The following is a 12052-nucleotide window of genomic DNA, read 5'->3' on the forward strand; positions in this document are numbered from 1 at the left end:
GTCGTTTTTTGCTTCGCAGCACTTTGTGCACAGTGCTTTTTGTAGCCAACGCTTTACCCGTTTTAGTCCACCCGAACCACTAATCCCTTCAGATATTCCCCCTCTTGGTGGTAAAGATTCACGGGGTGATCCGGGCCTTGCGATAGATGGTGGAGAACTCGGCAATCTCTACCTGCCTCCAACCCCGCCGCCACGATGGTATCGTAGAAAAGTTGGCGGTCCACCACCCGGCTGCAACTGAACGTAAAGAGTAGTCCACCGGGCTTGATGGCTTTCATCGCCCGGGCGTTGAGGCGCTTGTAGGCCTGGACGGCTTTGTGCCGCTTGTGCTTATTCTTCGCGAAAGCGGGTGGGTCGACGACGATGATGTCGTAATCCTGCTCGTCCGCATTCTCTTTGAGCCACTCCATCACGTCGGCGGCGTAGGCTGCGTGCTTGTCGGCAAATTCACCGTTGCGGCCCGCATTTTCGGTGGTGAGCTCCACCGCACTGCCGCTTAGGTCCACACTCTGCACCCGCGCGGCGTCGCCCAAAAGCGCGTAAACGGAAAAGCCGCCCGTGTAACAGAAAGTATTCAACACTTTCTTGCCAGCTGAATAGCTACCGAGCAACCAACGATTCTCCCGCTGGTCGAGGAAGAAGCCCGTCTTCTGACCATTCGCTACGTCGACGCGAAAACGACGGCCGTTCTCGATAATAACTACGTCCGTCACCGCTTCGCCCGCCAGGATGCTGTTTTCAGCGACGTAGTGCCCCGGGAGAACGCTGGCGCTTTTGTCGTAAACCGTGGTGATTACTTCCGGCATCAATTCCATCAGTAGCTGAGCAATGGTGTCACGCAGCAAGTGCATCCCCACGCTGTGGCACTGGACGACGGCTACGGAAGCATAACGGTCGACGATGAGCCCCGGCAGGCCGTCACCCGCGGCGTGGACCAACCGGTAGGCGTTCGTTAGCGGATCGTTACTCAAGCCAAGTTGTGTGCGTAGTGCAATCGCTTGCGTGAGCCGGTCCCGCAATAGTTCCTCAACGGGTAGTTCGTTGTCTCCAAACTCCAGCAAGCGAACGCGGATGCCGCCGGTAGCGTAGTGGCCGTAGCCCAGGCGGTCGCCATCGATGGCGTCGACGGCAACGAGTTCGCCGTCTTCCAGGCCGGCTTCTTCGCGCTTGACGGCGCCGGAAAAAATCCAGGGGTTGCGGCGGCGAATGGCTCCGTCCTTGCCTTTTTGGAGGGTGATGGTTTTCATGGGGGCGAAGGTAGGGTGCCGGCGGGGGAGGGGCAGCCGGATTGGCGAAAACCTGCGGTTCATATCAACCTGATTTGCGGTATGGGTTAGCTGGCAATCGCGGTAATTGGATACGTGGGCTAAGCCCGGGACGGTGCGTGGGTACGGGGCACTACCTTTGCCGAATGGATATTCTCATTGTCGGCCAGGGACTTGCCGGAACGGTGACGGGCTTTCGCCTGGAAGCGGCGGGGCACACCGTACATTACGTAGACGCGCCGGAGCAAACGGCGGCCAGTTCCGTGGCGGCGGGCATCGTTAACCCCATCACCGGCCGGCGGTTCGTGAAGAGTTGGTTGATCGATGAGTTGATTCCGGAGACGATTGACTTGTACGGCCGAATGGGCAAACTTCTCGGGCACAAATACTGGCACCCGCAGCCGCTGATCCGGACGCTGTACAACCGAGGCGACCTCAACGACTGGGAAGTACGCTCCGCCGACGCGGGCTACGCTGAGTATATGGAAGACCAACCCGCCCCGGGGCGTATCACGGAAATTACGGAACCCGTTTTCGCTTACGCGGGCGTCAAGCACGCCGGACGGGTGGACGTAAAAAACCTGGTGGCGGATTACCGAATAAAGCTGATTACCGAGCAGCGATATTTTGGATTAGCGTTCGACTACACAACCGTACCTGCCCTCCTCGGTGACGGAACCACGACCAATTTGCCGAACGGAATGCTACCCACCTACGACCGGATCATTTTCTGCGAAGGCTGGCGCGGCCGCTACAATCCCTATTTCGCCGACCTGGGCCACGGCGGAAATAAAGGCGAAGTGCTCTTCGTCCGTACCGAAGCCAAACAACTCGACCGGATGTTTAAGCACCGAGTCTTCCTGGTTCCGGTAGAAGATGACCTCTACTGGGTTGGCGCGACTAGCGAGCATCAATTTGCGGATGATCAACCTTCGGAAGAAAACCGCACCTTTCTGGAGGACCGTTTGCGGGAGGTACTTACCGTTCCTTACGTCATCGAATCACACGAAGCTGCCGTCCGCCCAACTTCCCGCGACCGGCGGATGATGATCGGGACGCACGCGACGGAACCCCGGCTGGCGGTCCTCAACGGGTTGGGAACGAAGGGCGCTTCGCTAGCCCCAATGGGGTCGAAGTGGTTGGTGGCGCATTTACTGGAGGGCGCGGAAATCCCGGTAGAAGTAGGGATTGAACGATTCCTAGACAAATGAAGCAGAGCAGAGACCAATCCTATAATAACCTTGAGTCCTTCGTAATTGACTCTGTGCAAGCTAGTACGATGGCTTCAAACGAGTCCCGGAGGGGCGTCTCTCGTAGCGAGGGTGCGCAGCCCCTCGTTTTCGTTTTTACGTTGTTTAAGGAAAGTTCGCAACTGAGATAGAACTGAATAAAAACACAAAACCCCGTCCACCAAAGCGATGAACGGGGTTTCAAATTCAAAAAGCTTAATCAGAATTAAGCAGTCTTTTCAACGTCGGAAGCACCTTCGGGGGCAACTTCTTCGGCGGCTTTAAGGCCTTCTTCAGCTGCGGTGGCGGCTTCGGCTTCGGCGATGGCTTCACCGGCAACCTTAGCGGCGGCGACTTCAGCATCTTCCGTGGGGGCGGCGGCAACACCTTCACCTGCTGCCTCAGCAACGGCGGCTTCGGTAGCGGCGGCTTCCTCGGGCTGGTCGTCGGCGGTAGTGAGGGTGTCCTCAGCGTTGGCGGGGACTTGAGCTTCGGCCACTTCCGGCTCCGGAGTGGCTACTTCGGCTGCTGGCTCCACGACTTCCGGTTCTGGCTCCGGCTCCGGCTCCACGATGACGGGGGCGGTGCCACCGACGGCTTTGTGGAAATCAGCGGTTTTCTGGTCTTCACGCTGGCGGGCGGCTTCGGCGGAACCTTCTTTGTTCTCAATGAAAGCTACCCACTTTTCGCTGGCGTCTTCCTGCGACAAAGCGCCTTTGGAAACGCCCCGCATGAGGTGCTTGTAGTACATCACGCCTTTGAAGCGGAGAATGGCGGCAACGGTGTTGGAAGGTTGAGCGCCCTTGGTCAGCCAGTTGTAGGCGGCCATGCGGTCGAGGTCGATCGTCGCGGGGACGGTCATGGGGTTGTAAGTACCGAGCTTTTCGATAAACTTACCGTCGCGGGGCGCGCGGGCGTCAGCAGCGACGATGTGGTAAAAAGGACGCTTGCGGCGACCGTGGCGTTGGAGTCTGAGACGAACTGGCATAAGGACAAATTATCTTGGTGAATGGTAGTACCGATTTCCTCCCTGAAGGGGCGGTCGGTTTTGTCAACGGTCGGCAAAGGTACGGTGATTCCCGCTTTCTGACAACCTCTCGCGGGCATTTTTAAACGGATAAAGGTGGGCGTGGTCGCGGGTGCCAGGTGGTTTGGATGAATGCCCCCGTTTAATTTCTGACGTGACCAATTTGTGACTACACCCGTGACCGACTTAATGCGATGATCGGTAATTAGGTTCCGCGTAGTCACTTTATAATTTGGTGAGCTCCGATTACGACCTTGGCGTCACTAAGCACGGTGCTTGCCGTGCGCACATTGTCTCCGTATTTACCTCCGTAAAATCGCAGCCCTCACGTACTGATTAGTGGAAGTACGCATTAGTATTCACTGCGCTGCACTTAGTAATTCTGTTATCATTACCCGCGCGGAAACCCGCCCCTTCCGCTCGACAAAATCCCTGGGCGTGTTGTCACCTATCTCGTACGTGATCCCCTCCGCCCCGAACTGTGTCCGAAACCAACTCATCGTCGTCGGCTTGCCGATCGGTTCCGCTTCCTCATTGATGCGAAAGTCACCACCAATTTCCCGCTCGATGCCGGCGAGCCACCGGCCCTTAAAGTCACCGAGCACCGAAGGGGGCCGTACGGAGGTGTCGTGGGTGTAATAAACATCTTTCCAGGTAGAGTGGAAATCGAGCCCGAGCACCACTGACGTGCGGCGTTTACGCGTGGTGGCGACGATGTCATCCGCCACCTGCCGCGTCTCCGGTTGGCGGTAGTACGCCCAGTCGCGGTTGCCATCGATGCCGGCGGCGGTGTGGCGCCAGTGGCCCCGGTCCACGCCGTCGGGGTTGAGCAACGGGTAGATGAGTAGTTGGTAGGACTGAAGAAATTCGGACAGGCGGGGGTCGGAAAGCAGGCCATCCAGAAAGCCCTGAAGGGCCAGAAAGCCGGTAACCTCCGGGGGGTGCTGGCGGCTCAGCAGAACGACTGTGGGCAATTTCTTTTTCGCGCCCGGTGCTTTAATCGTCAGGCGCAAAAGCGGGCGGTTCTCCAAACTCTGGCCAATCACGCCCAGGCTAACGTTGGCGTTTTTCGTGAGACCGTCGGCCCACGCGCGGACATCCCGCGAATCAATAATCTCCTGCGCGGAAACGTAGAGTGGTTTCCGTGCCGCTAGTTGCAATTGTAGCGTCGCTACCCGGGCGCTCGAATCTACGCTGAGGGCGGAACTATCGAGGCGCGTCCACTCCGTACGGTCCGTACTTAACTTAGGCCAGTAGCGGTGGACGGCGTGAGCGGGGTAGTTGAGTTGGACCGTCACGGTCGTATCCCGCGGGGCTACTACGCGGAAGGCGTACCAGGGGCTGGTGTTAATGGGGGCATTCTCCGGTTCCGTCCAGGCTGCCAAGTGGTCGCCCTGGTCCGTTACCCGGGAGAGTCTGGCGGCGGGGAATTGATTGTCGAGTTTTAAACCATTGGGGAAGGTCCACGCCTGCGCGACTTGTCGGTCGATGGGTCTGGTGCTGGTGTCCACCGGGGTAGGGAAATCGTTCGGCTGAGCCTTTCGCTGGCAAGAAGCTGCCAGTAGGATCAAGAAGACCACGGGTAAAGCGAGGTGTTGGTGCATATGCTAAAAACTGATTCTGGCCGTCACGGGTTCGAGACCGCTCCGGACGGTACCGCGCCGCCGGTCTGCCTACTCCGGCCCTGGGGGGGACGATACGCTTGGTTTACTTAGCAAATAATGTCGGGCCTACTTGATTCTCAGGTTAGTGTAGTGGTATCTTTTTGGACGAGGGAGTTAGGTGGCAAATAGTTGTCTATCCAGCTATCTACGGCAGTGTGATCGGGTTGTAGATTGTCCAAGTGGCGAATTTTCGCTACTTTCGGACGACGAAGCACATTAAATTGCCCGTGCAATTAACCTGTCAGAAGAAACTACTGAATATTTCCGACCAATCTACCTGGCACTCCCGATAGGGACCGGGGCCACGCCCGCTCATCTACCCAACCAGATTTAACCATACTCTCATGAAGCGAATTATACTTTTCGGCGCGCTGGCGCTAACGGCTTTCTCCTGCCAGGACGACCTGCAAATCAGCCAACCCACCACCGAACAAACGCCTCTCACCCGTACGGCAATCGACCTCGCCGTCGAAACACATCTTCAGCAGACCGACACACCTTTCGATTGGGCCGCCGCCGACGATAATTTCGTCTGGAGCGCCCTGGCCGCCAGCGAAAACCACGCCGTACTCGGCTACCAGCCCGCCGGCTTCCAGAACCTCGACGACCGTATCCACGAAATCGACGTGATGGCCGGCGAATGGAAAACCGTTCGCGACGAACTCGTCACCGATCTCCGCACCGCCACGGAACGACTGACCGGCGAAACCGTTAGCGAAGATGACTTATTACTGGTCGCCGACGACGGCGCACTACCGATCCTGGAAATCAAGGTGCTCCACCCCGGCATCCTGGCCGAGTTCCGTAACCGCGCGGACGTACGCTACCTCGAACCAAGTAATTATACCGCCGGTGAGATTACCCTCCGTTCCGGCTCCGGTTGCTCCGAAGCTCCGAGCAGTTCGGTCGACCCAGCTGACTTTACAACGATCACTCCCGGCGCAAAGGTTCCGTGGAATTATGCCACCATGAACGTCGAGCAGGCCTGGAACAGCAGCCAGGGCGCGGGTATCGGCATCGCCGTGATCGACAGCGGTGTCTACCCCGAGCAGGATAATCTTAGCGACGAATTTGACGGTGGATTTTCCACTAACCGGAGCATCGACAAACTCGGCTTTTACGCACCGAGTTTCTGGAGCAGCCGCACCGACGGACCCGACGATCAGTGCGGCCACGGCACCCAGATGTCCGGCCTCGCCGCCGCGCCCCGCACCAACACCGGTGCCACCGTCGGCGTCGCCTACAAGGCTAACTTACGTACCTACCGCGCCACGAGTGACGTGATCATCAACGCTAGCCGCGAAAAGCGGGGCGTGAAAAATTCGCTGATCGATGCTGGCCGGCAGTCTGGCACCCAGGTCATCAGCATGAGTATCGGCGACGTATTCAGTAGTGGCACCGTTGAAGACGGCATTAATTACGCCCACAACCGGGGCAAAATGATTCTCTGCGCGGCCGGTACTTCCCTGACCTGGACGAGTTGGTACGGCGTCATCTTCCCCGCCAACCTCGATAACACGGTGGCGGTGACGGGCGTCCGCGAAGGCCTACCCTTCAAGCGGTGCGATAATTGTCACGACGGCAGCCAAGTTGATTTCGTCACCGTCATGCAGCGGCGCGACGACACGGATCGGTTAACGCTCACCCTCAGTCGCTACGACGCTACACCCGGTTACGTCGGTGGCTCTAGCGCGGCAACGGCAACTACGGCGGGCGTTGCGGCCCTAGTCTGGGCGACGAACCCCGGTCAAACACGGGAGCAGGTTTTGGACAGAATGAAAGCAGCTTCCTCCGTTTATCCGGGGCGGGATGGTGATTTCGGTTGGGGTATTATCGATGCCAATCTAGCCGTCAACTAGTGAGTATTCGGTCTAAAGTCTGTGGTCTAGAGTCTGCTACCTATCTCCACAGACCACAGACCACAGACCACAGACCACGAATTATTGACCATAACTCCCCGTAGTTCGCTGCTTCGACATCAACAAAGTCGCCCCACGTTTTTCGCCGTTGTAGATTTTAACGATGTTTTTCTGATCGGCAAAAGTTTCGGTCAGTAGGGTAGCGGTGACGTCGATGGTGGTGGGGGCGGCAACGTCGGTGGCGGCGAGGTAGACCCAGAAGCCGTGGAGGTCGTCTTCCAGTTCGTAGCCGATCACCGCGAGGGGTAGGGGTTCGCCGTTCCAATTGAGGCGAAAGTGATTGGCTAGGTAATTAGTTAGGAGGCGCTCGGCGTCCGCGTGCTGGATTTCGGTCCCGAGTTCGAGGTTACCGGGCGCACCGAGGGTGACCATGTCCTTTTCTAAGTCCTCGACGAAAAGGTGCATCTCTATTTGGACCTGTTCGCGCTCGGCCACGTACCGGACGTTGGTTTTAGAAATATGATATTCGTGCACTGGTAAGGGCGCGGTCGCGGGTGCCAGGTTAGACAGGAAGAGGAGCAGAGATATTAAGTACATATGGAGGCTGTAAATGCTGGCCCCCAAAGGTACGCTGGCACGGGGCCGAAGACTAGGTAGGCCGGCGTGCTTAACGAATCCTTTAACGAGCCTTGTTACTCAAGCACGAACTTGAAAGTAAGCCCGTAGGTGACGGGCACGCCGGGGTAACCGCTGTCTTCGTACTTAAAGCCGGTTTTGTTGAGGTGCTCGACCATGCGCACTACTTCTTTCTCAAGTGCTGCGGGGGCGTTCTTTCCACCGGTAGCTTTGCCGGCTCCGTAACCAACGACGATGATGTTGGCTCCGCCGAACGTTTCAAGTTTGGATTGGTAGCGGGTTTCGTAGTTGCGGCACTGGCCGTCGGGGTCGATACTCATACTCAGGAAGACGAGACCTTCGGTCCTGCTGCTGCGGGCGGCTTTGGGGTATTTGATCTCTCCGTAAACCTCAACTAGGAATGCCCTCATAATTTCCTCCCTAGTTGCGCCATCGGGTAAGGTCGTCAGAATGGGTGATCCTCCGGCACTAACGTGTCTCGCGCGTTGGGTGTCGACCTGCGCCAGTAAATCACTACAAGTGAAACTCAGTACGCCGAGAAGCAAAAGGGGGAGTAAAGCCTGTACAAAGTGAAAGCGGCGGGAAGCAGAGGAGGTGAGCACGTTAATACGATTTTTGATGGGTGAGGAGAAAAGGCCCAGTGCGGCAAAGGGGGTTTGTGAAGCTTGCAGTAGCTGCATGCCGTAAGTTTTTCTGGGGATAGTTTCGACGACCGCCGCGTCAGCCTGGTACTCGTGTACGTCCCGCAGCATTCGCCGGAGCAGCCAAGCGCCGGGGTGAAACCACAGCAACAGACACAGTACTTCGAGCGCAAAGGCATCGTAGTGATGGCGCTGGCGCAGGTGCGCGGATTCGTGGAGGAGCGCCGTCCGGCCTAAATCCGTATCAACGAGTGAAGCCGGTAGGAATATGTAGCCGTAGATCGTAAACGGAGTAGGTATCGCCGGGCCCGTGACCAGCGGAAAACCCGTGTACTCCCCACTGACGCCGCCCCGCTTCCACCGCCAAACCAACCACCCCTGCACCAGCGACCGCGCAAGAAACGCCGCCAGACCGATGAAATAAAGCAACGAGGGAACGGAGACTGACCAACCACCGTCGGTAACCCCGGGCGCACCCCGTAAATCTAGCACGGCCCTAAACGTGGCCCGGACCGGCTCCAGGACAATGGCCCGTGACCCAAAAATCAGAGCAGGGAGAAGTGGAATGGCGAGCCCCGCCAAAATTGTGGCGATCAGATAAGCCCTTCTGAATGCAAACGGCGCCTTCCGGTGCAGGGCTAAGTAGTAGTAGGCGATGAGCACCGACCAAATAACTGATAGCCGCAGAAGGTATTCAGCGTAGTCCATCATTCTTCTTCCAGTTTGCGGACGAGGGCGCCCAGTTCTTCCAGATTTAGGTCTTCCCGCTCCACGAGGTGGCTGACCGCCAGGGACGCCGAACCGCCGAAAAAGCTTTTGATCAGGCCAACCAGCGACTGACTGCCGTATTCTTCCCGCCCGAGCGCCGGCCGGTAGACGAAAGTGCGCCCGTACGCCTTGTGGGTAAGGAAGCCCCGGTCCTTGAGGGCTGCCATCACCGTCGAGACAGTACTGTGGGCGGGTAGCTTCCCTCCCCTTTGCTTTGCCACGGATTTGCGAACGTCGCCAACCGTGCATTCTCCCAAATCCCAGACGTGGTTCATGATCTCTTCCTGGGCGGCGGTTAGTTTTTGCATATTACGGTATTTAACGTAAATATACGTTACGTAGCTTAAATGCACAACACTCGACGCCGAATTGATCAGATTTACCTTCCGTACGCTGGCCGCAACTCGCGATAAAGTGAGATAACGAGCGGGAGAAAGCGTGTTCTTCGGCGTTTTGAAGACTTTTTGAAAAGAATTTTAAATTTAGTTTTGGTCACACGGATAATTCGTCACCTGCTTAATACAAAAAGTGTAAAAGCCTGTTTTTACTAACCCTCAGTGCCGATACATCCCTGCTGCTGCTTGATCTATCGATCATTATTATCGTTCTTTGTGGGGTTAATTTTTACCGCAACGGTAATTTTTCGACTTATTGTCAAGAATGCACCTACCTTGCGGCTTCTTAGTCACCCCCCTAAATATCATTGAAATGAGCGAGGGAACCGTTAAATTCTTCAACAATTCCAAAGGCTACGGCTTTATCACCCCAGATGATGGTAGCAAGGACGTCTTCGTCCACGCTAACGATCTTATCGACGACATCCGCGAGGGTGACAAGGTAAGTTTCACCGTCGAAGAGGGACGTAAAGGCCTCAATGCCGTCGAAGTCAAAGTAGTGGAGCAGTAAAAAGCACCGCTTCTTATGACATAGCATAAGGATAGAGAGAAACGCCCGCCGGACATTGTCTGGTGGGCGTTTTCGGTTTTTGGTGGGTCGCCGCGCTCATTAGATGGCCTTTGGCCTTTTGAACACGGCGCTTTTTAAGCTGCTCCACGGTTCCGACGTGTAGCAACCACGTGCGGTAGACTAAAAGCGAAGCGTCTAACGCAAAGCGCCCTAAAAGGCGAAGCCGCCCAAAAGCGCAGCGTCTAACCAGGCGCAGCCGTCTAAACCTCTTCCGCCATCTGCCGCTCCACGATTTCACTGTAGTAGCCGCCGTTGGCGATGAGTTCCTCGTGGGTGCCCATCTCGGCGATGCCGCCATCTTCGAGAACGATGATTTTGTCGAATTTGAGGTGACCGTAAATGCGGTGGGTAATAATGATGCTCGTCTTGTCCGCCAGTGCCTCGTTGAAGTAGCCGAGGATGCGTTGCTCCGTATTGGTGTCTACGGCGGAGAGGGAGTCGTCGAGAATAACAATGTCGGGGTGTTTGATGAGGGCGCGGGCGATGCTGACGCGCTGCTTCTGGCCGCCGGAAAGAGTGACGCCCCGCTCACCCACCATGGCGTCGAAACCAAGGGTAATGTCCTGAATATCTTCGTAGACCGACGCGTATTTAGCAAATTGCTCCACTTCCTCGCGCGAAGGATCGTGGTCCGCACCGAAAGCAATGTTGTTGTGGATCGTATCGGAGAACAGAAAGACATCCTGCGGAACCAGGCCGATGCGTCGGCGGAGATTGGACAGCCCGACCTCCCGGATGTCTTTTCCGTCGATCAGGATGCGCCCGCCCGTAACGTCGTACATCCTTACGAGCAAGTCGGCGATGGTCGTTTTACCGGAGCCCGTTCGACCGATGATGGCCATTTTTTCTCCCGCCTTAAGGTGAAAATGGACGTCTTTGAGTGCCTTGATGCCGGTATCCGGATAAGTAAAGGCCACGTGTTCGAACGTGACTTCGCCACGGAGGGCGCGGCGCTCGTCGGGTGCGGGGTCCTTGATGCTCGTTTCGGTGGTCAAGAATTCGTTGATCCGTTTCTGGCTCGCCGCGGCTTGCTGAACGATGCTCGCGATCCAGCCGATGGCCGTCACGGGCCAAGTCAGCATGTTCACGTAAATAACGAATTCGGCGATGTTGCCCGCGGAAATGTTGCCCGCCACGACCTGTAAACCACCTACGTAAACGGTGATGATGGTGCTCGCACCGACCATAAAGACCATCAGGGGGAAAAACCAGGCATCGACTTTTGCCAGGTTCATGCTCATGTTCTTGTAGCGGTCGCTTTCTTCGGCGAAGTAATTTACCTGCTGCTCTTCCCGCACGTAGCTTTTTACGACCCGGATGCCACTGAAGACTTCCTGGGCGATACTCGTCAACTTCGATAGCTGCTGCTGGATGAAGGTCGAGCGCGTGTGAATGACGTTACTTACGTAGTAGATGCTGATGGCCAGCAATGGGAGCGGAATCAGGGTGTAGAGCGTCAAAGTAGGACTTACCGCTAGCATCGCAAGGACAACCAGCAGAATAGTCGAGATTAGATTAGCGCAATACATCACGGCGGGGCCGAGGTACATTCTTACCTTATTCACGTCCTCCGTGATGCGGCTCATCAGGTCGCCGGTGTTGTTGCGCTTGTAAAAATCCAGGCTCAGATTTTCGTAGTGGTCAAAAATTACCTCCCGCAGGTCGTACTCGATCAGGCGCGACATGACGATGATCGTCTGCCGGGTAAGGAAAAGGAAGAAGCCCATCAGTAGTGCGAGGAGCAACACCAGGCCACCAAAAAACATGAGCGTATAGCTCAGGATGCCAAAGTACTCGTCCCGCACGTCGCCGAAACCTGCGTAAAGACGGTAGTTATTCAATTGCTCGATCACCAGATCCAGCGCTTCGCGGATGACCTGTGGCTGAAGCACCTGGAAGTAATTCGACAGGCAGATGAAGACCACCCCTAGGAGGAGACGGCCCCGGTAGTTCCAGAAGAATTGATTGAGAAATTTGAGTTCGCGCATTGGGTGGAG

At 56.5% G+C, this 12052-nt stretch carries 10 protein-coding genes; 3 read left to right on the plus strand and 7 right to left on the minus strand.

Annotation, left to right across the window (positions count from 1 at the left end):
• Positions 1–62 precede the first annotated feature (62 nt).
• Positions 63–1247, minus strand: a complete 1185-nt coding sequence (locus tag GGR27_RS10245; RefSeq protein ID WP_168037355.1) for a class I SAM-dependent rRNA methyltransferase — start codon at positions 1245–1247, stop codon at positions 63–65.
• A gap of 164 nt (positions 1248–1411) precedes the next feature.
• Here GGR27_RS10245 and GGR27_RS10250 point away from each other — a divergent pair, with 164 nt between their 5' ends.
• Complete coding sequence (locus GGR27_RS10250) at positions 1412–2476, plus strand: NAD(P)/FAD-dependent oxidoreductase (protein ID WP_168037356.1); 1065 nt, start codon at positions 1412–1414, stop codon at positions 2474–2476.
• A 244-nt stretch (positions 2477–2720) separates the two neighbouring features.
• Here GGR27_RS10250 and rpsP read toward each other — a convergent pair whose 3' ends face one another.
• Entirely contained in the window at positions 2721–3482 is a 762-nt protein-coding gene (rpsP, locus tag GGR27_RS20585) for a 30S ribosomal protein S16 (RefSeq protein WP_168037357.1), read from the minus strand.
• Between the two features lie 398 nt (positions 3483–3880).
• Positions 3881–5125, minus strand: coding sequence for a M14 family metallopeptidase (locus GGR27_RS10260; protein ID WP_168037358.1), 1245 nt, complete (start codon positions 5123–5125; stop codon positions 3881–3883).
• 404 nt (positions 5126–5529) lie between these two features.
• On the opposite strand from GGR27_RS10260, the gene GGR27_RS10265 reads away from it, so the two are divergent.
• Entirely contained in the window at positions 5530–7044 is a 1515-nt protein-coding gene (locus GGR27_RS10265) for a S8 family serine peptidase (protein ID WP_168037359.1), read from the plus strand.
• A gap of 81 nt (positions 7045–7125) precedes the next feature.
• Here GGR27_RS10265 and GGR27_RS10270 read toward each other — a convergent pair whose 3' ends face one another.
• The 3 genes from GGR27_RS10270 to GGR27_RS10280 form a co-directional block, all read right to left on the minus strand.
• Positions 7126–7641, minus strand: coding sequence for a DUF6702 family protein (locus GGR27_RS10270; RefSeq protein ID WP_168037360.1), 516 nt, complete (start codon positions 7639–7641; stop codon positions 7126–7128).
• 95 nt (positions 7642–7736) lie between these two features.
• Positions 7737–9032, minus strand: coding sequence for a M56 family metallopeptidase (locus GGR27_RS10275; RefSeq protein WP_168037361.1), 1296 nt, complete (start codon positions 9030–9032; stop codon positions 7737–7739).
• Positions 9029–9397 (minus strand): BlaI/MecI/CopY family transcriptional regulator, encoded by a 369-nt coding sequence (locus GGR27_RS10280; protein WP_168037362.1) that lies wholly within the window; start codon positions 9395–9397, stop codon positions 9029–9031. The genes GGR27_RS10275 and GGR27_RS10280 overlap by 4 nt, the downstream gene beginning before the upstream one ends.
• 400 nt (positions 9398–9797) lie before the next feature.
• On the opposite strand from GGR27_RS10280, the gene GGR27_RS10285 reads away from it, so the two are divergent.
• Positions 9798–9995 carry a cold-shock protein gene (locus GGR27_RS10285; protein ID WP_168037363.1) on the plus strand — a complete coding sequence of 66 codons (198 nt, stop codon included), beginning with the start codon at positions 9798–9800 and terminating at the stop codon, positions 9993–9995.
• Between the two features lie 260 nt (positions 9996–10255).
• Here GGR27_RS10285 and GGR27_RS10290 read toward each other — a convergent pair whose 3' ends face one another.
• Positions 10256–12043 (minus strand): ABC transporter ATP-binding protein, encoded by a 1788-nt coding sequence (locus GGR27_RS10290; RefSeq protein ID WP_168037364.1) that lies wholly within the window; start codon positions 12041–12043, stop codon positions 10256–10258.
• Between the last annotated feature and the right edge of the window lie 9 nt (positions 12044–12052).

The organism is Neolewinella antarctica, assembly GCF_011927835.1.
GTDB lineage: Bacteria > Bacteroidota > Bacteroidia > Chitinophagales > Saprospiraceae > Neolewinella > Neolewinella antarctica.

Coding starts and splice junctions, on each gene's coding strand:
- GGR27_RS10245 (WP_168037355.1), bottom strand. CDS start 1,247: ATGAAAACCATCACCCTCCAAAAAGGCAAGGACGGAGCCATTCGCCGC.
- GGR27_RS10250 (WP_168037356.1), top strand. CDS start 1,412: ATGGATATTCTCATTGTCGGCCAGGGACTTGCCGGAACGGTGACGGGC.
- rpsP (WP_168037357.1), bottom strand. CDS start 3,482: ATGCCAGTTCGTCTCAGACTCCAACGCCACGGTCGCCGCAAGCGTCCT.
- GGR27_RS10260 (WP_168037358.1), bottom strand. CDS start 5,125: ATGCACCAACACCTCGCTTTACCCGTGGTCTTCTTGATCCTACTGGCA.
- GGR27_RS10265 (WP_168037359.1), top strand. CDS start 5,530: ATGAAGCGAATTATACTTTTCGGCGCGCTGGCGCTAACGGCTTTCTCC.
- GGR27_RS10270 (WP_168037360.1), bottom strand. CDS start 7,641: ATGTACTTAATATCTCTGCTCCTCTTCCTGTCTAACCTGGCACCCGCG.
- GGR27_RS10275 (WP_168037361.1), bottom strand. CDS start 9,032: ATGATGGACTACGCTGAATACCTTCTGCGGCTATCAGTTATTTGGTCG.
- GGR27_RS10280 (WP_168037362.1), bottom strand. CDS start 9,397: ATGCAAAAACTAACCGCCGCCCAGGAAGAGATCATGAACCACGTCTGG.
- GGR27_RS10285 (WP_168037363.1), top strand. CDS start 9,798: ATGAGCGAGGGAACCGTTAAATTCTTCAACAATTCCAAAGGCTACGGC.
- GGR27_RS10290 (WP_168037364.1), bottom strand. CDS start 12,043: ATGCGCGAACTCAAATTTCTCAATCAATTCTTCTGGAACTACCGGGGC.